The organism is Streptomyces canus 299MFChir4.1 (assembly GCF_000383615.1).
Lineage (GTDB): Bacteria > Actinomycetota > Actinomycetes > Streptomycetales > Streptomycetaceae > Streptomyces > Streptomyces canus_C.
The window spans coordinates 149,374-174,735 of record NZ_KB911586.1 but is presented as its reverse complement, the minus strand read 5'-3'; the positions used below and the strand labels follow the sequence as shown (position 1 = coordinate 174,735).

The window sequence follows — 25,362 nt, the reverse complement described above, 5'->3', positions numbered from 1 at the left end:
CTCCCGGAGCCGCCCTCACGCACGCGTGGCCTTCAGGAAGGACTCACTTACGGCTGTAGTTCGGCGCCTCGACCGTCATCTGGATGTCGTGCGGGTGCGACTCCTTCAGGCCCGCCGAGGTGATCCGCACGAAGCGCCCCTTGGACTCCATCTCGTCGATGGTGGCCGCGCCCACGTAGCCCATGGTCTGGCGAAGCCCGCCGACGAGCTGGTGCAGGACGCTGGACAGCGGGCCCCGGTAGGGCACCTGGCCCTCGATGCCCTCGGGCACGAGCTTGTCGTCGGATCCGACCTCGGCCTGGAAGTAGCGGTCCTTCGAGTACGACTTAGCCTGGCCGCGCGACTGCATGGCACCCAGCGAGCCCATGCCGCGGTACGACTTGAACTGCTTGCCGTTGATGAACTGCAGCTCGCCGGGCGACTCCTCGCAGCCCGCGAGCAGCGAGCCCAGCATCACGGTGTCGGCGCCGGCGGCGAGCGCCTTGCCGATGTCGCCGGAGTACTGCAGGCCGCCGTCGCCGATCAGCGGGATGCCCGCGGGGCGGGCGGCGAGGGAGGCCTCGTAGATGGCGGTGACCTGCGGGACGCCGATGCCGGCGACCACACGGGTGGTGCAGATGGAGCCCGGTCCGACACCGACCTTGATGCCGTCGACACCGGCGTCGATGAGCGCCTGGGCACCGTCGCGGGTGGCGACGTTGCCGCCGATCACATCGACGTCGACGCTCGACTTGATCTTCGCCATCCAGCTGAGCGCGTTGCTGTTGTGTCCGTGCGAGGTGTCGACGACGAGGAAGTCCACACCGGCCGCGGCGAGGGCCTGGGCCCGCTCCAGCGCCTCGGGGCTGGCGCCGACGGCCGCGCCGACGAGCAGCCGGCCCTCGGCGTCCTTGGCGGCGTTGGGGTACTTCTCCGCCTTGACGAAGTCCTTGACGGTGATCAGGCCCTTGAGGACACCCGCGTCGTCGACCAGCGGAAGCTTCTCGATCTTGTGCTTGCGCAGCAGGTCCATGGCCTCGACGCCGGAGATGCCGACCTTGCCGGTGACCAGCGGCATCGGCGTCATGACCTCGCGCACCTGACGGCTGCGGTCCGACTCGAAGGCCATGTCACGGTTGGTGACGATGCCGAGGAGCTTGCCGGCCGGGTCGGTGACCGGGACGCCGCTGATGCGGAACTTGGCGCACAGCGCGTCGGCCTCGGCGAGGGTCGCCTCCGGGTGCACGGTGATCGGGTCGGTGACCATGCCGGACTCGGACCGCTTCACCAGGTCGACCTGGTTGACCTGGTCCTCGACGGAGAGGTTGCGGTGCAGCACACCGACGCCGCCGAGGCGGGCCATGGCGATGGCCATCCGGGACTCGGTCACCTTGTCCATGGCGGCCGAGAGCAGCGGGATGTTGACCCGGACGTTGCGGGAGATGCGGGACGAGGTGTCGACCGCGTTGGGGAGCACCTCGGACGCTCCCGGCAGCAGCAGCACGTCGTCGTAGGTGAGCCCGAGCGTCGCGAATTTGTCGGGCACTCCGTCGACGTTTGCAGTCATGACACCTTCCCCAAATGGCCTTGATCGGTGCGGATGTCCATGCTAACGGGAAGCAAGGGTGGCAAATTCCACGGATTCCGCGGATCACACGGTTCCGACCCGCTCCGGGCTTCGTATGTTCGTACGGAAGCGGCGCACCGCCCGTTCAGGAGCGCGCCCTACTGCTCGGCCAGCGCTCGCAGCCTGCTCAGCGCCCGGTGCTGGGCCACACGGACCGCACCGGGTGACATTCCCAACATCTGACCCGTCTCCTCCGCCGTCAACCCCACGGCGATGCGCAGCAGGAGCAGCTCGCGCTGGTTCTCGGGGAGGTTGGCCAGGAGTTTCTTGGCCCATTCGGCGTCGCTGCTGAGCAGCGCCCGCTCCTCGGGCCCGAGCGAGTCGTCCGGCCGCTCGGGCATCTCGTCCGAGGGGACGGCCGTGGAACCGGGGTGGCGCATCGCGGCGCGCTGCAGGTCGGCGACCTTGTGCGCGGCGATGGCGAAGACGAACGCCTCGAAGGGGCGCCCGGTGTCGCGGTAGCGCGGCAGGGCGAGGAGGACGGCTACGCAGACCTCCTGCGCGAGGTCCTCCACGAAGTGCCGGGCGTCGCCCGGCAGACGGGAGAGCCGGGTGCGGCAGTAGCGCAGGGCCAGCGGGTGGACATGGGCGAGCAGGTCGTGCGTGGCCTGCTCGTCCCCTTCCACGGCACTGTGGACGAGCGCACCGATCGCCCCATGGGGATGAGCCGCCTCGTCGTCACGCATCGGTCCATGGTGCCCTGGCGTCGTTGGATCCGTGGCATCGCGCTGGTTGTTGTGCACCGAAGCGTTATGAGCAGGTGCGCCGGAACTCATACCCTGCGCCCTCCCCTTCCGCTCGACCGACTGGTCCCCGAGAGACTCCACATCTCCAAGGATGCGGCATCCGCCACGAAACAAGCAGCGGGGCATCTACAGGGCCGCTGGGCCAACCTCGCAGCCGCGCCCCTTCAGGGGCGCGGGGAACTGCGCGACCAGCCACAAACGACCCGCACACGGCAACGGCTCACAGGACCGAGTCCTAGCGAACCAGGCCCCACCGGAACCCGAGCGCCACGGCGTGCGCCCGGTCCGAGGCGCCGAGCTTCTTGAACAGCCGCCGCGCATGCGTCTTCACGGTGTCCTCGGACAGGAACAGCTCGCGCCCGATCTCCGCGTTGGACCGCCCGTGGCTCATCCCTTCGAGCACCTGGATCTCACGCGCTGTCAGCGTCGGCGCCGCGCCCATCTCCGCCGACCGCAGCCGGCGCGGGGCGAGCCGCCAGGTCGGGTCGGCGAGCGCCTGCGTCACCGTGGCGCGCAACTCCGCGCGCGAGGCGTCCTTGTGGAGGTAGCCGCGCGCACCGGCGGCGACCGCGAGAGCGACCCCGTCGAGGTCCTCCGCGACCGTGAGCATGATGATGCGCGCACCGGGGTCCGCGGACAGCAGCCGCCGCACGGTCTCCACGCCGCCCAGACCGGGCATGCGCACGTCCATCAGAATCAGGTCCGAACGGTCCGCGCCCCAGCGGCGGAGGACTTCCTCGCCGTTGGCCGCGGTCGTCACGCGCTCGACGCCGGGCACGGTCGCGACCGCGCGGCGGAGCGCCTCTCGGGCAAGCGGGGAGTCGTCGCAGACGAGGACGGATGTCATGGCCGCCCTCCGCAGCTGATGCACGTCACCTTGAGCCTCCAGGCTGGTACGAAAATCGTCACCTGTGCGGTCGACCGTCTCGGACGCCTGCCCGAGCACTTGTTGTTTCAACCGCCTCCGCACTCTCAACGACGGTCACCCGAAAGAGTTACGGGGCTGCGCACTGTCTTCGGCACTCTACGTGAGGGTGCGGACACGGTGCAGACATGCGCGGCGGACCCACAACGTTTCATCACAACCCATGCCCCATTCAGACCCTTTTCTTCCCATTTCCTGGTGTCTGAGGCTAGATTCGCAATGAGTCATATTTTCATCTCCTTAGATCGTAGATGTACGGTCGTGGACACCGTATCCGCCCAGAACGGCTACAAGGGGTCACGCAATGGCAGATTTCTCCCGCCTTCCCGGACCGAACGCGGACCTGTGGGACTGGCAGCTCCTGGCCGCCTGTCGCGGGGTGGACAGCTCGCTCTTCTTCCATCCGGAGGGCGAGCGCGGTGCGGCCCGGAGTGCTCGCGAGAACTCGGCCAAGGAGGTCTGCATGAGATGCCCGGTGCGCGCACAGTGTGCGGCGCACGCGCTCGCGGTGCGAGAGCCGTACGGCGTGTGGGGCGGACTGACCGAGGACGAGCGCGAGGAGCTCATGGGGCGGGCCCGGCACCGGCTGGTGTCGGCGTCATCCGTCGGGAGCGGCGCATCGAACAACTGAAGGAACGTTTCTCCTTGAAGGGCACACACGCGTGCCCTTCTTTCTGTCCGGCGGCTCTCTGTCCGGCGTGCCTAGCGGTCGGCCGCGCGCGCCAGCTGCTCCAGCGTCGCCGACACCGCGGGCACCTGCGCCAGGTCGGGCAGCGTGAGCGCGACGATCTCCCGCCGGACCGCCGGCTCCAGCGTCACCGTGCGTACACCCCTCGGCCGTACGGACTCGACGGCCAGCTGGGGCAGGACGGCGACGCCGAGGCCTGCGCCCACCAGGCCGACCACCGCCGGGTAGTCGTCGGTCGCGAAGTCGATGCGGGGCGTGAAGCCGGCGCTCTCGCACACCTCGATCAACTGGCCGCGGCAGCGCGGGCACCCGGCGATCCACGACTCCCCGGCGAGCTCCCCGATGGCCACGGACCCCGCGCGCGCGAGCCGGTGCCGCTCCGGTACGAGGGCGACGAGCCGGTCGGTCAGCAGGGGCCGTACGACGAGGTCGTCCCACTCGTCGCCGCCGGCGGCCCCCTCGTAGCGGAAGGCGAGCGCGATGTCGCAGTCGCCCTCCCTCAGCAGGCCGACGGACTGCGGGGGTTCGGCCTCCTCCAGGAAGACCCGGGTGCCGGGGTGGGCGGCACGCAGGGCGGCGAGGGCGGTGGGCACGAGGGTGGAGCTGCCGCTGGGGAAGGAGACGAGCCGGACCCGCCCGGCCCGCAGCCCGGCGATGGCGGCGACCTCCTCCTCGGCCGCCGTGAGGCCCGCCAGGATGCCGGCGGCGTGCCGCACCAGGGCCTGGCCCGCCTCGGTCAGCCGCATCTCGCGACCGGTGCGGATGAGCAACGGCGTGCCCACCGACGTCTCCAGAGCCTTCATCTGCTGGCTGACGGCGGGCTGGGTGCAGCCCAGTTCGCGGCCCGCGGCGGAGAAGGAGCCGGTGGCGGCGACGGCGCGCAGGACACGGAGATGTCGGGCCTCGATCACTCTTCGAGGATAAGCCCTGCTTTGACATAGCGGCGAATAATGCATGGCACCTTTGGGTTCCTCTCCCCTACCGTGCCGGACATGAAGCTGCTGTCGGTGAACATGGGTCGCGAGAAGGCCGTTCCGTACACGGACAATCCGGAGGGCGTCACCGGTATCGACAAGCGGCCGGTCGACGGGCCGGTGCGGGTGGCCGCTCCCGGTCCCAAGGGCATCGGCGGCAGCGGGCTCGCCGGGGACGCGGTGTGCAAGAGGCAGCACCACGGCGGCGACGACCAGGCCGTGTACGCGATGGCGCGCGAGGACCTGGACGCGTGGGAGGGCGAGCTGGGCCGCTCGCTCGCCAACGGCGCGTTCGGCGAGAACCTCACCACCGGGGGCATCGACGTCTCCGGCGCGCGGATCGGCGAGCGCTGGCGGATCGGGCCCGAGGTGGTGCTGGAGGTCACCAGCGCGCGGATCCCCTGCGGCACCTTTCAGGGGCACATGGGCGAGCCGCGCTGGGTGAAGCGGTTCACGCAGAAGGGCGCGCCGGGCGCGTATCTGCGGGTGATCCAGCCGGGCGAGATCCGTACCGGTGACCCGGTCGAGATCGTGCACCGGCCGGACCACGACGTGACGGTCGCCCTGGCGTTCCGGGCGATGACCACCGAACGGCCACTTCAGCCAAGGCTGTTGGCGGCGGGCGAGGCGCTCCATCCGGAGGTGCGGAAATGGGCGCTGGAGTATGTGGAGAAGCACGGCGCCTGACGGGCCATCGCCTGGCGGACGCTGTCGGTCCCGGTCATTAATCTTGCGCCATGACAACGGCATTGATTACGGGATCGACCGCGGGCATCGGTGCCGCGTTCGCACGACGGCTGGCGGCTGACGGGCACAACCTGGTGCTGGTGGCCCGCGACACCAAGCGGCTCCAGGACCAGGCGACCGAACTCCACGACCGCCATGGCATCGAGGCGGAGGTCCTCACCGCCGACCTCGCCACGGACCCGGGCATCGAGGCGGTCGCCGACCGTCTGTCCGACCGCAGGTCCCCCGTCGACCTCCTCGTCAACAACGCCGGCTTCGGCAGCAAGGGCCGCTATCTCGACGTCTCCATGGCCGACGAGCTGAAGATGCTCAAGGTGCACTGCGAGGCGGTGCTGCGACTGACGTCGGCGGCGTCGGAGGCGATGCGGGAGCGGGGGCGCGGGGGTGTCGTGAACGTCGCCTCGGTGGGCGCGTTCGTGCCGCGCGGGACGTACGGCGCCTCGAAGGCGTGGGTCGTGCAGTTCACGCAGGGCGCGGCGAAGGACCTGGCGGGCAGCGGGGTCCGGTTGATGGCCCTGTGCCCGGGGTTCGTGCGGACCGAGTTCCACCAGCGGGCCGGGATGGGCACGGACAACATCCCCGGCTGGATGTGGCTCGACGCGGACAAGCTGGTCGCCGCGGCCCTCGGCGACCTGGCCCACGGCAAGACCCTGTCGATCCCGGACCCGCGTTACAAGGCCCTGATGGCGTTGGTGAAGGTGGCGCCCCGGGGGTTGCTGGGCGAGGTCACGTCGAGGACGGGGCGCAAGTACGGGCCGCAGTAGGGCCCGAAAAGGCGGACAATGGTGCTGTTCGAACCGGACCCAGGGGGGCCGGAGGTGATCGCGTATGACGTTCGTACAGCTCATCGACTGCAGGACCAGCCGTTTCGACGAGATGGACCGGCTGATGGACACGTGGGTCGAGCAGACCAAGGGGAAGCGGACCGCGACGCACGCGGTGGTCGGCAAGGACCGGTCCGACACCTCGCACTTCGTCGAGATCGTGGAGTTCCCGTCGTACGAGGAGGCGATGCGGAATTCGGGACTGCCGGAGACCGAACGGATCTTCCAGGGGATGGTCGCGCTGTGCGACGGGATGCCGACCTTCACGGATCTGGACGTGGTGCGGGACGAGCAGCTCAACCCGGCGACGTCACGGCAGTTCTTCGAGCGGGCCGGGCGGGCCGAGCCGGACGCCGTGTTCGAAGGGTTCTCCGACGACTACCTGGACCACGATCCGGCCAATCCGGACGCTCTGGGGCTTGCGGCCGCGCGCGAGGAGTACGAAGGGTGGCGGCGGGCCTTCGCCTTCACCTTCCGCGTGGACGACCAGATCGCCCAGGACGACCGGGTGTGCACCCGCTGGACCTGGGCGGGCAAGCACACCGGCGAGTTCGTGGGAATCCCGGCGAGCGGGCAGAACGTGACCATGACCGGGACCACCTGGCACCGGTTCCGGGACGGGCGGATCTGCGAGGGCTGGTGGCAGTACGACCGTGCGGGGCTGATGGAACAGCTGGGAGTGCTCGGACAATGACGGCCCGAACCCTGTGACCCGCGAAGGGGAAAGCCCCCGTTCCCTCAGAGGGAACGGGGGCCTCCTTTGCGAGCGCTGGGCTCAGTGGGAGTGGCCGTGGCCGTGCCCGGCGGCGGCCGGCTCCTCCTCTTCCTTCTTCTCGACGACCAGGGTCTCGGTCGTGAGCAGGAGGGAGGCGATGGAGGCGGCGTTCTCCAGGGCGGAGCGGGTGACCTTGACCGGGTCGATGACGCCGGCCTTGACCAGGTCGCCGTACTCGCCGGTCGCGGCGTTGAAGCCCTGGCCCTTGTCGAGCTCGGCGACCTTGGAGGTGATGACGTAGCCCTCCAGGCCGGCGTTCTCGGCGATCCAGCGCAGCGGCTCGACGACGGCCTTGCGGACGACGGCGACACCGGTGGCCTCGTCGCCGGTCTTGCCGAGGCCGCCCTCGAGCACCTTGGCGGCGTGGACCAGAGCGGAGCCACCACCGGAGACGATGCCCTCCTCGACCGCGGCGCGGGTCGCGGAGATGGCGTCCTCCAGACGGTGCTTCTTCTCCTTCAGCTCCACCTCGGTGGCGGCGCCGACCTTGATCACGCACACGCCGCCGGCCAGCTTCGCGAGGCGCTCCTGGAGCTTCTCGCGGTCCCAGTCGGAGTCGGTGTTCTCGATCTCGGCCTTGATCTGGGCCACGCGGCCCTGGACGGCGGCGGCGTCGCCGGCACCGTCGACGATCGTGGTGTCGTCCTTGGTGACGGTGACGCGGCGGGCGGAGCCCAGCACCTCGAGGCCGACCTGGTCGAGCTTGAGGCCGACCTCCTCGGAGATGACCTCGGCGCCGGTCAGCGTCGCGATGTCCTGCAGCATCGCCTTGCGCCGGTCGCCGAAGCCGGGGGCCTTGACGGCGACCGCGTTGAACGTGCCGCGGATCTTGTTGACGACCAGGGTCGACAGGGCCTCGCCCTCGACGTCCTCGGCGATGATCAGCAGCGGCCTGGAGGCGCCCGCCTGGATGACCTTCTCCAGCAGCGGCAGCAGGTCCTGGATCGAGGAGATCTTGCCCTGGTTGATCAGGATGTACGGGTCGTCGAGGACGGCCTCCATACGCTCCTGGTCGGAGACCATGTACGGCGACAGGTAGCCCTTGTCGAAGGCCATGCCCTCGGTGAAGTCCAGCTCCAGACCGAAGGTGTTGGACTCCTCAACGGTGATGACACCGTCCTTGCCGACCTTGTCCATCGCCTCGGCGATGAGCTCGCCGACCTGGCTGTCCTGGGCGGACAGACCGGCGACGGCGGCGATGTCGGACTTCTCGTCGATCGGGCGGGCGGTCGCGAGGAGCTCCTCGGAGACCGCGGCCACGGCCGCGTCGATGCCCTTCTTCAGCAGCGCCGGGGAGGCACCCGCGGCGACGTTCTTCAGGCCCTCGCGCACGAGCGCCTGGGCGAGCACGGTGGCGGTGGTGGTGCCGTCACCCGCGATGTCGTTGGTCTTGGTCGCCACCTCCTTCACCAGCTGGGCACCGAGGTTCTCGTACGGGTCCTCGATCTCGACCTCGCGGGCGATCGTGACGCCGTCGTTGGTGATGGTGGGAGCGCCGAACTTCTTGTCGATGACGACGTTGCGGCCCTTGGGGCCGATCGTCACCTTGACCGTGTCGGCAAGCTTGTTGACGCCGCGCTCGAGGGCGCGACGGGCGTCCTCGTCGAACTTCAGGATCTTCGCCATGGGAGCGTGAGCCCTCTCGGAAATCTAGGTGAAAAGAGACTGCGCCCCGGGCGCCCGGCTTGTTAGTGATCGCGGGGGCCAGGGGCGCAGCTCAGAGAAATGCTGGGGTGAATTACTTCTCGATGATCGCGAGCACGTCGCGGGCCGAGAGGACGAGGTACTCCTCGCCGTTGTACTTCACCTCGGTGCCGCCGTACTTGCTGTACAGCACGATGTCGCCGGTCTGCACGTCGAGCGGAAGACGCTCGCCGTTCTCGAAGCGGCCCGGGCCGACGGCCAGGACGACGCCCTCCTGGGGCTTCTCCTTGGCAGTGTCCGGGATGACCAGGCCAGAGGCGGTGGTCTGCTCGGCGTCGAGCGGCTGGACCACAATGCGGTCCTCGAGCGGCTTGATGGCAACCTTGGAGCTGGTGGTCGTCACGATCCGACCTCCCCCTTCGGAGATCACGGGGTTGACTGTCTGAGGTGGCGACCAGGTGGATCCGTCGTCGCGGGTGCCGGACCTGCCCGTCGCTGTGTTGGCACTCTCCAGGGGGGAGTGCCAGAGCCGAGACTATGACCGTGATTAGCACTCGGTCAAGCGGACTGCTAATTCGCCGCGCGGGCTGGGCGGAATTCGGGTGCGGGTGGGTGGGGGTGGCCGTCCTGGGGGCTGCCGCCCCCAGACCCCCGCTTCGGCCCGGAAGGCCTCGTCCTCAAACGCCGGACGGGCTGGATTGCCTACAGGTAGTCCTCCAGCCGCCCCACTGTCAGCCCCCGCCGCTGGATCTCCCGGAGCAACCTCGTCGTCCGTTCCGTCAGGGTCGGCCCCGTCGTCCCCCCTGACGTCACCGACACGATGTCGCCCGCCCTCAGCCCCCGGGGCTCCCCCTTCGGCGGCACGCTCCACAGCACCACCGCCGAGAGCCCGCAGTCGGCCGCCGCGCGCAGGGTCGTGCGGTCGTAGATGCCGTAGGGCGGCCGGAACAGCCGTGGCCGGATGCCGAAGCGGGACCGCACCTTCTCCTGCTGGCCGCAGATCTCGGCGCGCTGGCCGGTGTACGGCAGACCGCGCAGGGCGGGGTGGTCGAGGGTGTGGTTCTGGATGCCCGCGCCGACCGACTGGAGGCGCGCGAAGTGTCCGTAGCCGGGGCCGACGACGCTGTCCGTGAGGAACATGCTGACGGGCAGCCGCAGTTCACGGACCAGCTCGACGAACCGCGGGTCCTTCTCGACGCCGTCGTCGTAGGTGAGGAAGACGACCTTGTCGGAGGTCTCGACGCGCCGTACGACCGGCGGCAGGCCGCCCCGGCGCGCCGTCGTGCGGGCCGGGATCCGCGGCGGCGCCGGCAGCGGGGCCGGCAGGCCCCAGTGGCGGTATGGCCGTCCGTCCGCCCTCGACGGTCCGTACGGCCCCACCCGCTGGACCGCTTTCTTCCCCAGCCGTTCGATGGGGTCCACGGACTGCGCGCAGCCGGTGAGGAGTACGGCCGCCAGCCCCGCGGCGACCAGGATCCGCGGTCTCACAGGTAGTCCTCTAGTCGTGCGACGGCGTACCCCTCGGCCGTGACCTTGTCCAGGAAGCGGCGGACCATGTCGGTCATCGTGCCCTTCCAGTCCTCCCGGCCCCGGAAGTGGCTGAGCACGATGTCGCCGGGGTGGATCCGCTGGTCCCACTCGCGGTACTCCCAGTGGTCGACGAAGACCTCCTCGTTCCAGATCGGCGCGTACCTGATGCCGCAGGACCTGGCCGCGCGCAGGGTGTCCTCGTTGTAGTTGCCGTAGGGCGGGCGGAACAGGGCGGGCCGCTCGCCGTAGTGCCTCTCGATGACGTCCTGCATCCCGCAGATCTCGCGCTTCTGGCGGGCGTACGACAGCCCGGGCAGGTAGGGGTGGTGGAGCGTGTGGTTGTCGAGCACGACCCCCCGGTCCCGCATCTTCCGGAAGTAGCCGTAGTCGTCCTTGATCAGGTAGCCGCTGAGGAAGGCGGTGTACGGGATGTTCAGCTCGGTCATCATCCGCAGGAACGCGGGGTCCTTCTCGGCGCCGTCGTCGAGGGTGAGGAAGACGATCTTCTGCTCGGTGGGAATCGTGGTGAAGACCGGCGGCAGGCCCTTCTCCTCGTGACCTTCGACCTCGAAACCGTGGCGGGTGGTGATGCGGGGCTTGGTCACGGGGGCCGGCGGGGCCACCAGCGGGACCCTCTTCAGCCCCCAGCGCCTGGCGGCGGCGATCCGGGTCTGCTCGGCGCGGAGCCTGGCGGCCCGGATGAGGGTCTTGTCGGCCTGGAGGTCGGCGGCGGGTGCCGGGGCCGGGGGTGCCTTGAGGGGTTGCCACGGTCGCGCGTCGGTCCCGGCCGGACGGGCGCAGCCGGAGAGCAGGGCGGCCACGGCCAGGAGGACGAGTCCGCCGCGGATCGACACCCCCCACGCACCATTTTTATAGCTTTGTCCTACTGTTCCCATGGCGCCGGATCCTCGCAGGTCACGGCCTCGCACCGGGTCCGACACCGCCGCGCGGAAGCGGACCGTCCACCGACTGGCCCACAATGACCCGGTGAACGACCTCGCCCCCCTCCTCACCCCCGAGGGCCGTGCCCTCCTCGACGACGTGCGCGGCACCGCCCCCGCCGACGAACTCGCCGTCGCCACCCGGCTGCGCCGCGAGCACCCCGCCGAACTGGTCTCCGCGGCGCTCGGCCAGGCCCGGCTGCGGCAGCGGGCGGTGGCGAAGTTCGGGGCCGAGGACGCGGAGCGGATGTTCTTCACGCCGAACGGGGTGGAGCAGTCGACACGGGCGAGCGTGGCGGCGTACCGGGCCCTCCGGCTGAAGGCGATGGGCGTCACCTCCGTCGCGGACCTGTGCTGCGGGATCGGCGGTGACGCGATCGCGCTGGCCCGGGCCGGGATCCGGGTCCTCGCCGTGGACCGGGACCCGCTGACGGCGGCGGCCGCGCGGGCGAACGCGGACGCGCTGGGACTGGCCGGTCTGATCGACGTACGGGAGGCGGACGTCACGGAGGTCGGCACGGACTCGTACGACGCCGTGTTCGTGGATCCGGCGAGGCGGGGCGGGCGGGGCCGCATCTTCGACCCGGAGGCCTACTCGCCGCCCCTGTCGTGGGCCGTGCGGGCGGCTCTCAAGGCCCCGCACGCGGCGCTGAAGGTCGCGCCGGGCATCCCGCACGAGGCGGTTCCCGCGCAGGCCGAGGTGGAGTGGATCTCCGACGGCGGGGACGTGAAGGAGGCGGTGCTGTGGTTCGGCGGCACAGCACCGGGCGCGGTACGGGCGACGCTGCTGCCAGGCCCTCGGACGCTGCTGGGCCGAGGTCTTCCCGATCCCGAAGTCCGTCCTGTGGGGCGGTACTTGTACGAGCCGGACGGTGCCGTCGTCCGGGCCCATCTGGTCGCCGAGGTGGCACAGGAGGTCGAGGGCGGACTCGTCGACTCCACCATCGCGTACGTGACCTCGGACGCCCTGCACGCGACGCCGTACGCCACCGCCTACGAGATCACCGATCAACTCCCCTTCAACGTGAAGAAGTTGAAGGCACTGCTGCGGGAGCGGGGGGTCGGGATCCTGACCGTGAAGAAGCGGGGGTCGGCCGTCGAACCGGAGGAACTGCGGCGCAAGGCCCTGCCGAAGCAGCACGGGCCGCACTCGGCGACCGTGTTCCTGACCCGGGTCGCGGGGGCGCCGACCATGCTGATCGGCGCCCCCGCGAGGGCCGTCACTGGTGCTGGACCGTCCTGAGCGGCTCCAGGTGCGGGTCGGCGCCGACCGGGCCGGTCCGCGCCGCGGTGGCGTTCCGGGTCTCGTCGCCGCCGGTGCGCAGGGCGCTCGTCCGGGTGCTCGCCGGCTCGTCGCCGTTGCGGAACGGCGTGTAGACGACCTGGGCGCCGTTCGCCGCGACCGAGGCGCCCGCCGAACCGAGAGTGCCCGCGGAGAGGTTGCCCGTACCACCGAAGGCGACCACGGAGTTGGTGCTCGCGGACTCGCGCAGCAGATAGCTCGTCAGCTCGGACGAGAGGGTGGCGCGGGAGGTCCACAGCACCGGCCCGAAGACGTTCATCGCCCCGGCCGCCGACAGTCCGTCGCGCCAGGAACCGGAGTACGCGAGGGCTACGTTGCTCGGCGTGCTCCACCAGAACTTGGCGACGGCCACCGAGAGGGCCGCCCTGGTCTTCCCCGAGATCGGGTAGTACGAGTACGAGGAGGGCCACCTGGAGAAGTTCGTGTGGGTCAGCGCGTACCTGGCGTCCGAACCCACCGGGATGACCATGGTCTTGTTGGGGTTGAGGCCGTTGAGGTACGACTTCACCGACGACGTCAGCGTCTTGCCGTTGGTGAGGACCAGACCGCCCGCGCTGCTCGTCCCGTCGGCACCGGCCGCGGCGGCGGCCGGGAGGGACGCGTAGGCGTCGGTGCCGGAGGCCAGGAAGACGTACTTCGGGCCGGTGGTGATCGTCTTGGCGGCGGCCACCGAGGTCGCGAAGCGGTCCGCGCCGGTCAGCCGCTTGGGTGTGAAGCCGAGGGCCTTCACCTGGGAGGTGACCGTGGAGCTCAGGACGGACGTGGGGCCGAGGAGATAGACGTTGGCCCCCCGCTTCAGCACCCGCTTCAGCTCGGCCTTCACCGCCGCCGACAGCCCGCCCTTCGGGGTCGCCAGGACCGGCCCCTGCTTCTTGCCGGCCAGCGCGGGCGCGGTCAGCGAGTACGCGGTGCTGTCCTGGTTGGTCAGCACGGCCGCCTTGGCGTCCATCAGGCCCGGCACGCTGGTGCCGACCTTGTTCCAGGTCCAGCGGGAGGCCGCGACGACGGTCGGGGTGCTGCCGGAGCCCCAGATCCGGGCGGTGGTGTTCTTGCGCAACGGCTGCCAGCTCGGGTTGCCGCCCTGCGGGGTGCCCGGGACGGCCGTGCGCTCACCCGAGGCCACGTCGGCGTACTCGGTGGTCTGTACGTCGGCGCTGTCGCCCGTGGTGTGCGCGTCGAAGACGATCCGGGCGCCGGTGGGCGACCAGGACGGGTTGGCGACGTAGCCCGGGCCGGTGGTGAGCTGCTTGACGTCGGTACCGTCGGCCTTGGCCGTGAAGATCTGCTGCTTGCCGTCGGTGTCCTTGCGGACGAAGGCCAGCTTGGTGCCGTCGGGCGAGTAGGCGGGCTGCCCGGCGTTGGTGAGGACCCGCTTGACCGTCTTGGCGGACGGGTCGTAGACGTACACGCCGGCGTTGTCGTAGCAGCCGTAGTTGATACGGCGTTCGAAAGCGACCGTGCCGGACGGGCTCACCGTCGGGTCGGTGTCGCAGACGGTGGACGGCTCCAGAGCCGACGACAGCAGCGGGCGGGGCGCCCAGGAGGCGTCGGAGGGGCCGTAGGCGAGCTGGCCGCCGGTGGAGAAGACGACGTAACGACCACCCCACCAGAAGGTGAGGTCCTGGTACTGGGCGCTGGAGCGCATTCCCTCCGCCCAGGGCAGAGTGAACTTCGAGCCGCCGCTGGGGCGGATGCTGGTGATCTGACTCCAGGCGGTGACCAGCCGACTGCCGTCCGGGGCCCAGGCGGCATAGGTGCCGTAGGTGTTGGGCACCGCGGTCTGCTTGCCGGTGACGGTGTCGACGAGCACCGGGCCGTCGGTCAGGATCCGGCCCTCGGTGCCCGGCCAGGGCCCCGCGTCGTCGGCGGCGGCGCCGGGCGCGGCGGCCAGGGTGCCCACCGCGGCGAGCGCCGCCGCCGACGCGAGCGCCGCGGCACGGCGGCGCGTGAACAGTCTCAAGTTGTCATCCCCCACACGTCTTTCACAGCCTCTCCATAGAGGCTGAGTCACTGTAGGGCGCGGACGAGACGCGAGGGGAACGAATTTACGAACGTGCAACCGTTCGAAAACCGGTCACTCGCCGCACTCCCGAGCCCGGTCCAGCAGCAGCTCCCGCTCCCGTTCGTTGCGGGTCAGGGCGGCCGCCCGCTCGAACTCGGCCCGCGCCTCGGTCGTCCGTCCGAGGCGGGCGAGGAGGTCGCCGCGCACGCTCGGCAGCCAGTGGTAGTCGAGCAGCGCGGGTTCGTCGGTGAGCGCGTCGACGATCTCCAGGGCCGGACCGGGGCCCTCGGCCATCGAGACGGCGACCGCGCGGTTGAGTTCGACGACCGGGGAGGGGGCGCGGGCGGCGAGCAGGGCGTAGAGGGTGGCGATGGCCGGCCAGTCGGTCTCGTCGTAGGCGTACGCGTGCGCGTGGCAGGCGGCGATGGTGGCCTGCAGGACGTAGGGGCCGGGGGCGCCGGTGGCCGTGGCCTCCGCGCGGGCCAGGGCCTTGATGCCGCGGGCGATGAGCATGCGGTTCCAGCGGCTGCGGTTCTGGTCCCTGAGGAGCACCGGCTCGCCGCGCGGCCCGGTGCGGGCGGCCGTGCGGGAGGCCTGGAACTCCAACAGAGCCGCCAGGCCGTGCACTTCGGGTTCCTTCGGCATGAGGGAGGACAGCAGCCGGGCCAGGCGCAGGGCGTCCTCGCACAGGGAGGGGCGCAGCCAGTCGTCGCCGGCGGTGGCCGCGTAACCCTCGTTGAAGATCAGGTAGATGACGTCCAGGACCGAGCCGAGCCGGGCCTCGCGGTCGGGGCCGTAGGGCACCTCGAAGGCGATGTTCTTCGTGGCGAGGGTCCGTTTGGCGCGCACGATGCGCTGGGCGACCGTCGCCTCCGGGACGAGGAAGGCGCGGGCGATCTCGGGGGTGGTCAGGCCGCCGAGGAGGCGCAGGGTGAGGGCGGTACGGGCCTCGGCGGACAGCACCGGGTGGCAGGTGGTGAAGACGAGCCTGAGCAGGTCGTCGTCGATGTCCTCGGGGTCGGCGGGCTCCTCCGGCGGGGCGGTCTCCGACAGGTCCCGGCCGATCTCGGTCAGCTTGCGGGCGTAGTTCTCCCGGCGGCGGACGAGGTCCACCGCCTTGCGCCGCGCGATGGCCATGAGCCAGGCGCCCGGGTTGTCGGGGACGCCGTCGCGCGGCCACTGCTCCAGCGCGGCGACCAGGGCGTCCTGGGCGAGTTCCTCGGCGATGCCGACATCCCTCACGACACGGGTGACACCGGCGATGATGCGCGGCGACTCCATGCGGAAGACGGTCTCGACGGAGGATCGGGCGTCGGTGTGGGAGGGCTGTGAGGTGGTCACAGCCCCCCATTCGACACCGCCACGGCCGTGGAGCCAAGGAAGCGGGCTCAGCCCTCCACGATCTCCCGCACCTCGCAGGTGACCGTCCAGTGCTCCTCGTGCACCTTCAGGAAGCGCTTGGTCCACTCGATCGCCTCGGCCATGTCCTTGGCCTGGACGATCGCGTAGCCCCCGACGACCTCCTTCGCCTCGGTGAAGGGCCCGTCGGTCACCGACAGCTGCCCCTTCTCCCACCGCACCCGGGTCCCCTGGGCGGTCGGCGTGAGCCCGGCGGTGTCGAGCAGCACTCCGGCCTTCGTCATCTCCTCGATCAGCTCGCCCATGCGCTGCATCAGCGCGTCGCTGGGACCCTCGGCGGGGGCGGTCTTCTCGTCGATCTGGACCATCGACAGGTAGCGCGGCATGGTGACTCCTCGGTCGCTCGGGGCCGGTCCTTCCCGGCCTCTCACCAGTGCGTCGATCGGCAGGGCCCGGGATCGACAGACTCCGCGGATTTCTTCGGAGAATTCTTCCCGGGCCCTCCATCATGGCTCTGACCTGCTACGACAGCGAGCCGCCGAAGGTCGCCCTGTCGACCGGCGCCCCGACCGTGCGGGGTCCGAAGGTGAACGCCGCGTCCGTCACGATGCCCGTCGGACGTCCCCGCAGCGACCAGACCGCGCCTTCGCCGGCGTTCGCGCCCTCGGCCCTGTTCTCGCCGGCCGCAGCCGCCGCGAGGTCCGCGTAGCCGTTGCCGTTGATGTCGAGGACGCTGACCGCGTCGCCGAAGTTGTCGCCCGCCTCCGCGGCGCCGGGGACGCCGTCGGTGTCCTGGGTGAAGCCCTGGGAGCCCGTGCCGGTCAGGCCGCCGCGGCCGCCGTAGAGGACGTTGACCATGCCGGCCCCTTGCTTGTCGCCGAGCTTCTCGCCGGGCGAGCCCACGGCCACGTCGGCGTAGCCGTCGTTGTTGACGTCACCGGCGGTCACCGCGTCGCCGAAACGGTCGTCCTCCTCCTTGCCGCCGGGGACGCCTTCGGTGTCCTGGCTGTACGACTTCCAGGTCGACGCCGGCTTCAGACCGGAGGCCGAGCCGAGGGCCACGGTGACCGAGGAGTCGTTCGGGACGCCCCGGACGACGTCGCCGAAGCCGTCGCCGTTGACGTCGCCGAAGGCCACCTGGCCGCTGCCCGCAGGGGAGTCGGCGTAGGTGAAGCCGCCTCCGGAGGCGTTGGCCAGGTACAGCTGGGAGCCGACGCCGCCGTCGCCGGTGTAGACGGTCAGCGCGAGGTCGTCGCGGCCGTCGCCGTTGACGTCCCCGGCGGCCGCGTACATCACGTCGAAGGGCTCCACCTTGGTCGAGCCGAACTCCTGCGTGGCGGTCGGCTTCCCGTCCCGGGAGATCGGGCCCCGCCAGACGGTGGCCTCGGTGCCGAGCGGGTCGTCGCCCGGGGCACGGCCGCCGCGGAACAGGACCAGGTCCGGCCAGCTGTCACCGTCGAAGTCGCCCGCCTGGGTGGTCGCCGCGGGCACGGACACCCCGCCGGACAGGCCCTCCTTGGCGCCCCAGACGACGACCGCGTCCCGGTTCGAGTCCGCCTGTCCGATGATCAGGTCGGTGCGCCCGTCGCCGTCCAGGTCCCCCGTGGACAGCTGGTAGCCGAAGTTCTCGCCCGCGGCGGGATCGCCCGGGATTCCACTGGTGGAGCGGCTGATGATGGTGCGGCCGTCCTTGGTCAGGCCGTGCGGGCCGCCGTACATGACGGTGACGTAGCCCGCCCCCCGCTTGCCGCCGATGGTGGCGATCGGGGCGCCGACGGCGAGGTCCTTGTAGCCGTCGCCGTTGAAGTCGTCCTGGACGGCCTTGGATTCGGCCGCCGCGGCGCTGCCGGCGAGAGCGGGGATCCCGCCGAGCGCGAGCACTCCGGCGATCAGCGGTACGGACCAAGCTCTGTACGAACGCGAGTTGGACATCTGTGTTCCCCCTGGTTACTGCAGTGTGGTCACCGCAACAGACACCCCTGGACGCCCGCTGGTTGCAGCAGTCATCCAGTTTTTCGGTGAACACGTCAGCGAGAACTCAGCGCAGCGACTCCCACAGCTCGCTCGCCGCGGGCTCCTTCGCCACCACCCGGTTGGGGTCCGAGGGTGCGGTCACCACCGGCATGGTCACCGTCTTCACCTCGTCGCTCGACAGGCCCTTCAGGCTCTCGCCGAGGCTCGTCAGTTCGGTCAGGGAGTCGAGGCCGGTGTCGGTGGTGAGACTGCCGGTGACCGCGTCGGCGACGGAGTACAGCTTGGCCGGGCTCGTCAGGAGGTTCGTCGAGGAGATCTGCTCCAGCAGGGCCTTCACCAGCTTCTGCTGGAGGCCTATGCGGCCCAGGTCGCTGCCGTCGCCAATGCCGTGCCGGGTGCGGGCGAGCGCGAGGGCCTGCTTGCCGTTCAGGTGGTGGGTGCCCGCCTTCAGACGCAGGTGGCTGTCGTCGTCGGCGATGTCCTCGTCCGTGGTCACCGTGACCCCGCCGAGGGCGTTCACCAGCTTCGCGAAGCCCGAGAAGTCGATCTCGATGTAGTGGTCCATGCGGACGTCCGTGATCGACTCGACGGTCTTGACCGCGCACACCGGACCGCCCACCCCATAGGCGCTGTTGAACATCGAGCCGTACGAGACCGCCGTGGAGCCCCCGCTCTTCAGAGGGCAGGACGGGCGGGTGACGAGGGTGTCGCGGGGGATGCTGACGACGGTGGCCGCGGTGCGGCCCGCGTCGATGTGCACGACCATCGCCGTGTCGGACCGGGCGCCGGTGCTGCTGCCGCCGCCGAGCGCCTCGTTCTCCTCGCCGCTGCGCGAGTCCGAGCCCAGGACCAGGATGTTCACGGCCTCGGTGGGCAGCGGTGCCTCCTGGGAGGCGGTGGGGGTCGGGGTCGGCTTGGCGGGGCGGTCGTCGCCGAGCGCGCTGTTGATGTCGACGCTCTTGATGTTGCTGTTGAGGTGCCAGTACGCCCAGCCCGCCGCGGCGCATCCCGCGACCAGCGCTCCCGCGAGGGTGAGGCCGACGACCTTCAGCACTCCCGGCCGCCGGCCCACTCGTCCACCCTCGTCGTCTCCCGTCACAGGGACGAACGTAGGTCCGAATTATTACGAGGAACGGCGCCCGGGTGGCTTTCTTCGGAAAATCTCAGACTTCTCATCCCAGCGTCACGGCCGGGACCGGATGTCGGGCGCCTCCGAAAGTTTCGGTCGTGCAACCGATTTGCTTCGCCCCCGCGGCACATTCCTAGGCACCCGGCTCCGGCCCGGCGCGGCGCGCCGTGCTGCTGCGCACCACCAGGCTCGTCGCCAGCTCCACGCGGGTCGCCGCCGGGCTGCCGCCCTCCCGGCCCAGGTCGAGGACCAGCTTGGCCGCGGCCTCGGCCATCTCGGTCAGCGGCTGCCGTACGGTCGTCAGCGGCGGTCCCACCCAGGGCGCCACCGGAAGGTCGTCGAACCCGACCACGCTCAGGTCCTCCGGGATGCGCAGCCCCAGCTCGCGGGCCGCCTCGTACAGGCCGAGCGCCTGGAGGTCGTTGCCGGCGAAGACCGCGGTGGGCCGGTCCGGGCGGCGCAGCAGTTCCAGGCCCTGGCGGTAGCCGGTCTCGTGGTGGAAGTCGCCGGCCATGATCAGCTCGGGGTCGACGGGCAGTCCCGCGGTCTCCAGGGCCGCCCGGTAGCCGTCGACCCGGGCGCGGCTGCACATCATGCGGGAGGGCCCGCTGATCGCACCGATCCTGCGGTGGCCCAGCTCGACGAGGTGCCGGGTGGCGGCGAGTCCGCCCTGCCAGTTGGTCGCGCCGATGGAGGGGACGTCGGCGCCCGGATCGCCGGCCGGGTCCATGACCACGAACGGGATCGATCTGCTGCCCAGCAGCGCGCGCTGGGACTCGTCGAGCCCGGACAGCACGAGGACGACCCCGTGGGGGCGGCGGGCGGCGACCTGGTCGGCCCAGGTGCGCCCGGGGGTGAGCCGTCCCGCGCTCTCGCTCAGCACGACACTGAGCCCGGCGTCGCGGGCCACGTTCTCCACCCCCCGGATGACCTCCATCGCCCACGCGCTCTCCAGCTCGTGGAAGACCAGGTCGATCAGGGGCGAACGGCTCGCCTCGGCACGCCGGCGCCGGTAGCCGTGCGCGCGCAGCAGGTCCTCGACGCGGGCGCGGGTCGCGGGGGCGACGTCGGCCCGGCCGTTGAGGACCTTCGAAACTGTCGGCGCCGAGACGCCGGCCTCCCGGGCGATCTCGGCGAGGGTCGCGGTCTGCTGCGACCGTCCCACCGCAGGGGAAGTCGTCCGGGTTTCAGCGGGCTCCGGGGGTGTCATGGCGGCGATCGTATCCCTGCGCGACCTCTTGACGAACCCTCCTGACGGCCCTAGGTTCCCAAAACATTCGGATTGCATATCGAAACATTCGTTAGGTTGTCGACCTGCCAGTCGAGCCCGACAGGAGTTACATGACCACCGCGCCCTGGCGTGACCCCGCCCTGACCGCCTCCGCCCGCGTCGACGACCTCATCTCCCGGATGACCCTGGAGGAGAAGACCGCCCAGCTCTACGGCGTGTGGGTGGGCGCCAGCACGGACGGGGACGGAGTCGCCCCCCTCCAGCGCGAGATGACCGCCGACTACGACTGGGCCGAGCTGATCACCCGGGGTCTTGGCCAGCTCACCCGCCCCTTCGGCACCGCCCCCGTGGACCCGGCGCTGGGCGCGCAGGCACTGGCCCGCGCCCAGCGCCGTATCACCGAGGCCGGCCGCTTCGGCATCCCGGCGCTGGCCCACGAGGAGTGCCTGGCCGGCTTCACCACCTGGCAGGCCACCGCCTACCCGGTCCCGCTCGCGTGGGGTGCGAGCTGGGACCCCGGACTGGTCGAGGAGATGGCCGGCGCCATCGGCCGCGACCTGCGCGCGGTCGGCGTCCACCAGGGACTGGCCCCCGTTCTGGACGTCGTCCGCGACCCGCGCTGGGGGCGGGTCGAGGAGACGATCGGCGAGGACCCGTACCTGGTGGGCACGATCGGCGCCGCCTACGTCCGCGGCCTGGAGTCGGCCGGGATCGTCGCCACGCTCAAGCACTTCGCCGGGTACGCCTCCTCGGCCGGCGCCCGCAACCTCGCGCCCGTGCGCGCGGGCGTGCGCGAGTTCGCCGACATCACCCTGCCGCCCTTCGAGTTCGCCCTGCGCGAGGGCGGGGCGCGCTCGGTGATGGCCGCGTACACGGACACGGACGGTGTCCCGGCCTCCGCCGACCCCGGCCTGCTGACCGAACTGCTGCGCGAGGAGTGGGGGTTCACCGGCACGGTGGTCGCCGACTACTTCGGCGTCGGCTTCCTCCAGACCCAGCACCGCATCGCCGGCACCGAGGCGGGCGCCGCGCACGCGGCCCTCGCGGCGGGCCTCGACGTCGAGCTGCCGACCCTCAAGTGCTACGGCACCCCCCTGATCGAGGCCGTCCGCGCGGGCGAGGTCCCCGAGTCGCTGATCGACCGGGCGGCCCGCCGGGTGCTGCTCCAGAAGTGCGAGCTGGGCCTCCTGGACGAGGACTGGAGCCCGGAGCCCACCGAGCGGATCGACCTCGACTCGACGACGAACCGGGCCCTGGCCCGCCGCCTCGCCGAGGAGTCGGTGGTCCTCCTCGACAACCCGGACGGCCTGCTCCCGCTGGCCCCGGACACCCGGATCGCGGTGGTCGGCCCCCGCGCCGCCGACGCCCTCGCCATGCTGGGCTGCTACTCCTTCCCCTCCCATGTCCTCACCCACCACCCCGACATCCCGACGGGCATCGAGATCCCCACGGTCCTCCAGGCGCTGCGCACCGAACTCCCCGACGCCAAGGTGACGTTCACCGAGGGCTGCGGGGTGGACGACCCGGACACCGGGGGCTTCGAGGAGGCGGTGGCCCGGACGGCCGAGGCGGACGTCTGTGTGGCGGTGCTCGGGGACCGGGCGGGCCTGTTCGGCCGGGGCACGTCGGGCGAGGGCTGCGATGTGACGGACCTGCGACTGCCGGGTGTCCAGGGCGAGTTGCTGGACTCGCTGGTCGCCACCGGCGTCCCGGTCGTGCTGATCCTGCTGACCGGCCGCCCCTACGCGCTCGGCCGCTGGGACGGCCGGCTCGGCGCGGTCGTGCAGGCCTTCTTCCCCGGGGAGGAGGGCGGCCCGGCCGTCGCGGGCGTGCTGTCGGGCCGGGTCAACCCCTCGGGCCGCCTCCCGGTGAGCGTGCCGCGGGTGCCCGGCGGTCAGCCGTGGACCTACCTCCAGCCGCCGCTCGGCCTCGCGGGCGAGGTCAGCAACCTGGACCCGACCCCGCTGTACGCCTTCGGACACGGGCGCTCCTACACGGAGTTCGTGTGGGAGGAGTTCACCGGGGCTGCGCCGGCGGAGATCGGCACGGACGGCACGTACGACGTGTCACTGACCGTGCGCAACGCGGGGGGCCGGGCGGGTGCCGAGGTCGTCCAGCTGTATCTGCACGACCCGGTGGCCTCGGTGACCCGCCCGGACGTCCGGCTGATCGGCTACCAGCGGCTGGAGCTGGAGCCGGGTGAGTCCCGCCGCGTGACCTTCCGCTTCCACGCCGAGCTGTCGGCCTTCACCGACCGCAAGGGCCGCCGCGTCGTCGAACCGGGCGACCTGGAGCTCCGGCTGTCGGCGTCGAGCGCGGAGGTCCGGCACACGGCACCGCTGCGTGTCACGGGCGCGGTGTGCGAGGTGGGCACGGACCGGCGGCTGCGCTGCGAGACGGAGGTGTCGTAGAACCCGCGGTCACTCCACCGACTCGAACCGCCACCGGTGCACGCCCCGTGCGACCAACTCATCGCCCGGCTCCGGGAGTTCGGGCAGCTCGGCGTCGTAGGCCGCGTCCCACCACGTGATGACGAGAACGCGGTCCTGCGGCGCCCGGAGGGTCTCGCGCCGCAACGGCCGTACGGCAAGCTCCTGTCGGCGGGCCCAGGCGAGGAGCTCCTCGCCGCGGCCCTCGACCGCCCGGGCCTCCCACATCAGCGCGACCGTCACGAGTAGAGGTTCTCCTTGCTGACCTCGTGCACATGGTCGTGGCCCGGCACGTGCGGGTCCGTCACCGGCAGCGAGGAGTCGGCGGAGAGGTCCCAGCTGGAGGCGGGGCGGTTGCGTGCCACCATCTCGGCGCCGAGGGCGGCGACCATCGCGCCGTTGTCGGTGCACAGCTTGGGCCGCGGGACCCTCAGGCGGATCCCGGCGGCCTCGCAGCGCTCCTGGGCCAGGGCCCGCAGCCGGGAGTTGGCGGCCACACCGCCGCCGATCATCAGGTGGTCGACACCCTCGTCCTTGCAGGCCCGCACGGCCTTGCGGGTCAGCACGTCCACGACCGCCTCCTGGAAGGAGGCCGCCACGTCACGCACCGGCACCTCCTCCCCCGCGGCCCGCCTGGCCTCGATCCAGCGGGCGACGGCCGTCTTCAGGCCGGAGAAGGAGAAGTCGTACGCCGGGTCGCGCGGCCCGGTCAGTCCGCGCGGGAACGCGATCGCCGACGGGTCGCCCTCGCGCGCGTACCGGTCGATGACCGGGCCGCCGGGGAAGCCGAGGTTCAGCACCCGGGCGATCTTGTCGAAGGCCTCGCCGGCCGCGTCGTCGATGGTCGCGCCCATCGGCCGGACATCTGAGGTGATGTCACTCGACAGCAGCAGCGAGGAGTGGCCGCCGGAGACCAGCAGCGCCATCGTCGGCTCGGGCAGCGCCCCGTGCTCCAGCTGGTCGACGCAGATGTGGGAGGCGAGGTGGTTGACGCCGTAGAGGGGCTTGCCGAGGGCGTAGGCGTACGCCTTCGCCGCGGAGACCCCGACGAGCAGCGCCCCGGCGAGTCCGGGACCCGCGGTGACGGCGATGCCGTCGAGGTCGCGCGCGCTCACCCCGGCGTCCTTCAGGGCCCGCTCGATGGTCGGCACCATCGCTTCGAGGTGCGCCCGGCTGGCCACCTCGGGCACCACCCCGCCGAACCGGGCGTGCTCGTCGACGCTGGACGCGATGGCGTCGGCCAGCAGGGTGGTCCCCCGGACGATGCCGACGCCGGTCTCGTCACAGGAGGTCTCGATGCCCAGGACAAGCGGTTCGTCAGCCATTGATCTCGGTTCCTCGGTCGGATGTCGATACCGCGGCGGAGCCGCTGTCGGATGCTGTGGTCAGTCGCATGACCAGGGCGTCCACGTTGCCCGGCTGGTAGTAGCCGCGCCGGAACCCGATGGCCTCGAAGCCGAAGCGCTCGTAGAGCTTCTGGGCGCGGACGTTGTCGATCCGGCACTCCAGCATCACTTCGGCGCACTCGAAGGCGGTCGCGGCCCGCAGCAGCTCGGTCAGCAGGGTCGCCCCGAGTCCGGTGCCCCAGTGGTCGCGGGCGACGGCGATCGTCTGGACGTCGGCCAGCTCACCGGCGGAGGCGAGACCGGCGTATCCCACGATCCGCCCGCCCTCCTCGGCCACCACGTACCGCCGGGTGGCCTCGGGCCCCCGGGAGTGCGCGAGCTCGGACCAGAACATGCCCCGGGACCAGGCGTCCTCCGGGAAGAGGTCCTTCTCCAGCTCCAGCACGGGGTCGATGTCCCACCAGCGCATCTCACGCAGCACGGGAATCACGGGTGTGGTCACTTGGGGGTGACCACCTTGTAGTTCTTGGGCACCTGCGCGTCGGGCCGCCGCAGGTACAGCGGCCGCGGGGCGGGCAGTTCCTCCCCGGCCCCGATCCGCTCGGCGGCGAGGGCGGCGAGCGCGGCGGCCGACACGTGCTCGGGCTCGCGGGCTACGGGGAAGGTGTCCGGGTAGAGCAGCGCCCCGGCACCGACCGCGGGCAGCCCCTCGACCTGCTCGGCGATGTCGGCGGGCCGGTCGACCGCGGGCTCGCTCGTGCGGGTGCGCGGGTCGGAGTAGGTGGCCCAGTAGACCTCCTTGCGCCGCGCGTCGGTCGCCACGACGAAGGGGCCCTCGCCGAGGCCGGACGCGTAGGCGAGTCCGTCCAGGGTGCACATCCCGTGCACGGGGACCCCGAGCGCGAGCCCGAAGGTGTCGGCGGTCATGAGCCCGACGCGCAGTCCGGTGTAGGGCCCGGGTCCGATGCCCACGACGATCCCGGTGACCGCGTCCAGCTTCACCCCCGCGTCCGCGAGCACCCGGTCGACGGCCGGCAACAACAGCTCCCCGTGCCGACGCGCGTCCACCTGAAGGAACGAGGCGACGACGTCCCGCCCGTCATGCAGGGCGACGGTCACGGCGGGGGTGGCGGTATCCAGAGCGAGCAAGAGCACGCAAACAGCCTACGGCTCCGGGAGGACCTGAGCG

The 25,362-nt window shown here is 71.3% G+C and carries 24 protein-coding genes; 6 read left to right on the top strand and 18 right to left on the bottom strand.

Annotated elements, in window-relative coordinates:
- Nucleotides 1-43 precede the first annotated feature (43 nt).
- The 3 genes from guaB to H293_RS0114525 form a co-directional block, all read right to left on the bottom strand.
- On the bottom strand, nucleotides 44-1,546 hold the full coding sequence (guaB, locus tag H293_RS0114535) for an IMP dehydrogenase (RefSeq protein WP_020118591.1): 1,503 nt from the start codon (nucleotides 1,544-1,546) through the stop codon (nucleotides 44-46).
- A gap of 158 nt (nucleotides 1,547-1,704) precedes the next feature.
- Nucleotides 1,705-2,292 (bottom strand): sigma-70 family RNA polymerase sigma factor, encoded by a 588-nt coding sequence (locus H293_RS0114530; RefSeq protein ID WP_007384137.1) that lies wholly within the window; start codon nucleotides 2,290-2,292, stop codon nucleotides 1,705-1,707.
- A 295-nt stretch (nucleotides 2,293-2,587) separates the two neighbouring features.
- Nucleotides 2,588-3,199, bottom strand: coding sequence for a response regulator transcription factor (locus H293_RS0114525; RefSeq protein ID WP_003948568.1), 612 nt, complete (start codon nucleotides 3,197-3,199; stop codon nucleotides 2,588-2,590).
- 382 nt (nucleotides 3,200-3,581) lie between these two features.
- On the opposite strand from H293_RS0114525, the gene H293_RS0114520 reads away from it, so the two are divergent.
- Nucleotides 3,582-3,908, top strand: a complete 327-nt coding sequence (locus H293_RS0114520; RefSeq protein ID WP_007384136.1) for a WhiB family transcriptional regulator — start codon at nucleotides 3,582-3,584, stop codon at nucleotides 3,906-3,908.
- A gap of 71 nt (nucleotides 3,909-3,979) precedes the next feature.
- Here the strand turns inward: H293_RS0114520 and H293_RS0114515 are convergent, their stop codons facing one another.
- Nucleotides 3,980-4,876: a LysR family transcriptional regulator gene (locus H293_RS0114515; protein ID WP_020118590.1), complete on the bottom strand. Its 897-nt coding sequence runs from the start codon at nucleotides 4,874-4,876 to the stop codon at nucleotides 3,980-3,982.
- Between the two features lie 81 nt (nucleotides 4,877-4,957).
- Between H293_RS0114515 and H293_RS0114510 the strand changes: the two genes are divergently transcribed.
- The 3 genes from H293_RS0114510 (at nucleotide 4,958) to H293_RS0114500 (ending at nucleotide 7,204) form a co-directional block, all read left to right on the top strand.
- Nucleotides 4,958-5,626 (top strand): MOSC domain-containing protein, encoded by a 669-nt coding sequence (locus H293_RS0114510; RefSeq protein ID WP_020118589.1) that lies wholly within the window; start codon nucleotides 4,958-4,960, stop codon nucleotides 5,624-5,626.
- 50 nt (nucleotides 5,627-5,676) lie between these two features.
- Nucleotides 5,677-6,450, top strand: coding sequence for an SDR family NAD(P)-dependent oxidoreductase (locus tag H293_RS0114505; RefSeq protein WP_028807845.1), 774 nt, complete (start codon nucleotides 5,677-5,679; stop codon nucleotides 6,448-6,450).
- A 64-nt stretch (nucleotides 6,451-6,514) separates the two neighbouring features.
- Nucleotides 6,515-7,204: an ester cyclase gene (locus tag H293_RS0114500; RefSeq protein WP_020118587.1), complete on the top strand. Its 690-nt coding sequence runs from the start codon at nucleotides 6,515-6,517 to the stop codon at nucleotides 7,202-7,204.
- An 81-nt stretch (nucleotides 7,205-7,285) separates the two neighbouring features.
- On the opposite strand, the gene groL is transcribed toward H293_RS0114500, so the two are convergent.
- From groL to H293_RS0114480, 4 genes are all read right to left on the bottom strand, one after another.
- Nucleotides 7,286-8,911 (bottom strand): chaperonin GroEL, encoded by a 1,626-nt coding sequence (gene groL, locus H293_RS0114495; RefSeq protein ID WP_020118586.1) that lies wholly within the window; start codon nucleotides 8,909-8,911, stop codon nucleotides 7,286-7,288.
- Nucleotides 8,912-9,023: 112 nt separating this feature from the next.
- Nucleotides 9,024-9,332 carry a co-chaperone GroES gene (gene groES, locus H293_RS0114490; RefSeq protein ID WP_028807844.1) on the bottom strand — a complete coding sequence of 103 codons (309 nt, stop codon included), beginning with the start codon at nucleotides 9,330-9,332 and terminating at the stop codon, nucleotides 9,024-9,026.
- A 299-nt stretch (nucleotides 9,333-9,631) separates the two neighbouring features.
- Nucleotides 9,632-10,417: a polysaccharide deacetylase family protein gene (locus H293_RS0114485; protein WP_020118584.1), complete on the bottom strand. Its 786-nt coding sequence runs from the start codon at nucleotides 10,415-10,417 to the stop codon at nucleotides 9,632-9,634.
- A complete protein-coding gene (locus tag H293_RS0114480; RefSeq protein ID WP_199790160.1) occupies nucleotides 10,414-11,355 on the bottom strand; it encodes a polysaccharide deacetylase family protein in 942 nt (313 codons plus the stop codon). Before H293_RS0114480 ends, H293_RS0114485 begins: the two co-directional genes overlap by 4 nt.
- A 91-nt stretch (nucleotides 11,356-11,446) precedes the next feature.
- Between H293_RS0114480 and H293_RS0114475 the strand changes: the two genes are divergently transcribed.
- The gene (locus H293_RS0114475; protein ID WP_020118582.1) at nucleotides 11,447-12,643 is read left to right on the top strand and encodes a class I SAM-dependent methyltransferase; all 1,197 of its coding nucleotides are present in this window, start codon (nucleotides 11,447-11,449) and stop codon (nucleotides 12,641-12,643) included.
- On the opposite strand, the gene H293_RS0114470 is transcribed toward H293_RS0114475, so the two are convergent.
- The 6 genes from H293_RS0114470 to H293_RS0114445 all read right to left on the bottom strand — a co-directional run bounded on the left by H293_RS0114470 (nucleotide 12,621) and on the right by H293_RS0114445 (nucleotide 20,377).
- Nucleotides 12,621-14,663: a cell wall-binding repeat-containing protein gene (locus tag H293_RS0114470; RefSeq protein WP_259294470.1), complete on the bottom strand. Its 2,043-nt coding sequence runs from the start codon at nucleotides 14,661-14,663 to the stop codon at nucleotides 12,621-12,623. The two genes, H293_RS0114475 and H293_RS0114470, sit on opposite strands and share 23 nt — an antisense overlap.
- Nucleotides 14,664-14,777: 114 nt before the next feature.
- Entirely contained in the window at nucleotides 14,778-15,986 is a 1,209-nt protein-coding gene (locus H293_RS0114465; protein WP_259294478.1) for an RNA polymerase sigma factor, read from the bottom strand.
- Nucleotides 15,987-16,093: 107 nt separating this feature from the next.
- Nucleotides 16,094-16,450 (bottom strand): YciI family protein, encoded by a 357-nt coding sequence (locus H293_RS0114460; protein WP_020118579.1) that lies wholly within the window; start codon nucleotides 16,448-16,450, stop codon nucleotides 16,094-16,096.
- Between the two features lie 136 nt (nucleotides 16,451-16,586).
- Nucleotides 16,587-17,996: an FG-GAP and VCBS repeat-containing protein gene (locus H293_RS0114455; RefSeq protein WP_020118578.1), complete on the bottom strand. Its 1,410-nt coding sequence runs from the start codon at nucleotides 17,994-17,996 to the stop codon at nucleotides 16,587-16,589.
- A 106-nt stretch (nucleotides 17,997-18,102) separates the two neighbouring features.
- A complete protein-coding gene (locus tag H293_RS0114450; RefSeq protein WP_078612575.1) occupies nucleotides 18,103-19,137 on the bottom strand; it encodes an LCP family protein in 1,035 nt (344 codons plus the stop codon).
- 163 nt (nucleotides 19,138-19,300) lie between these two features.
- Nucleotides 19,301-20,377, bottom strand: coding sequence for a LacI family DNA-binding transcriptional regulator (locus tag H293_RS0114445; RefSeq protein ID WP_028807842.1), 1,077 nt, complete (start codon nucleotides 20,375-20,377; stop codon nucleotides 19,301-19,303).
- A gap of 131 nt (nucleotides 20,378-20,508) precedes the next feature.
- Here H293_RS0114445 and H293_RS0114440 point away from each other — a divergent pair, with 131 nt between their 5' ends.
- Nucleotides 20,509-22,809, top strand: coding sequence for a beta-xylosidase/alpha-l-arabinosidase (locus tag H293_RS0114440; protein WP_020118575.1), 2,301 nt, complete (start codon nucleotides 20,509-20,511; stop codon nucleotides 22,807-22,809).
- A gap of 9 nt (nucleotides 22,810-22,818) precedes the next feature.
- Here the strand turns inward: H293_RS0114440 and H293_RS0114435 are convergent, their stop codons facing one another.
- From H293_RS0114435 to tsaB, 4 genes are read right to left on the bottom strand one after another with little or no spacing between them, the layout of a single operon-like run.
- The gene (locus H293_RS0114435; protein ID WP_020118574.1) at nucleotides 22,819-23,070 is read right to left on the bottom strand and encodes a hypothetical protein; all 252 of its coding nucleotides are present in this window, start codon (nucleotides 23,068-23,070) and stop codon (nucleotides 22,819-22,821) included.
- A complete protein-coding gene (gene tsaD, locus H293_RS0114430; RefSeq protein WP_020118573.1) occupies nucleotides 23,067-24,152 on the bottom strand; it encodes a tRNA (adenosine(37)-N6)-threonylcarbamoyltransferase complex transferase subunit TsaD in 1,086 nt (361 codons plus the stop codon). Before tsaD ends, H293_RS0114435 begins: the two co-directional genes overlap by 4 nt.
- On the bottom strand, nucleotides 24,145-24,675 hold the full coding sequence (gene rimI / locus H293_RS0114425) for a ribosomal protein S18-alanine N-acetyltransferase (protein WP_020118572.1): 531 nt from the start codon (nucleotides 24,673-24,675) through the stop codon (nucleotides 24,145-24,147). The genes tsaD and rimI overlap by 8 nt, the downstream gene beginning before the upstream one ends.
- Nucleotides 24,672-25,328, bottom strand: a complete 657-nt coding sequence (gene tsaB / locus H293_RS0114420) for a tRNA (adenosine(37)-N6)-threonylcarbamoyltransferase complex dimerization subunit type 1 TsaB (RefSeq protein WP_020118571.1) — start codon at nucleotides 25,326-25,328, stop codon at nucleotides 24,672-24,674. The genes rimI and tsaB overlap by 4 nt, the downstream gene beginning before the upstream one ends.
- Nucleotides 25,329-25,362 lie beyond the last annotated feature (34 nt).